The organism is Mesorhizobium sp. M5C.F.Ca.IN.020.29.1.1, from assembly GCF_003997375.1.
Taxonomy (GTDB): Bacteria; Pseudomonadota; Alphaproteobacteria; order Rhizobiales; family Rhizobiaceae; genus Mesorhizobium; species Mesorhizobium wenxiniae.
Window position 1 is genome coordinate 1 of the sequence record NZ_RZSW01001213.1, and the last position, 403, is coordinate 403.

The window sequence follows — 403 nt, forward strand, 5'->3', positions numbered from 1 at the left end:
CGGCTGCACCTCGCGAACACTGGTTCGGGCGGCAGACATCGCAGTTCCACCGCTAATCCCGACGACTCTCGTCTGCGGGAAGACGACTTGGCCGCAGCCGTGGCCGCCTATCTCAATCGCGAGGCGCTGACGGAAGTATTCGAGCACGTCGTGGTGATCGCCGATCCGCGCACGCTGGGCGAGCTGCGCAAGCACTTCCAGGCTCCGCTGAGAGCAAAGCTGGTGGGCGAGGTAGCCAAGGATCTCGCTAAACATTCCGCCAAGGCCATTGAGGACATGTTGACGACGGCTTGAGTCCCCCCAGATCGACCAAGATCTGCTGATCTCGACGATCGTCGCGAGCCCTTTTACACCGGCGACCTTGGGTGGGATCGGCCGGCACTGAGAGGGCTTAGCAGGGTGG

1 protein-coding gene is annotated in these 403 nt (G+C 62.8%); it reads left to right on the plus strand.

Features of this window, described 5'->3' with window-relative positions:
• Window positions 1-294, plus strand: a 294-nt coding sequence (locus EOA85_RS37090) for a host attachment protein (protein WP_127212849.1), incomplete at its 5' end; no start/stop codon positions are given.
• Window positions 295-403 lie beyond the last annotated feature (109 nt).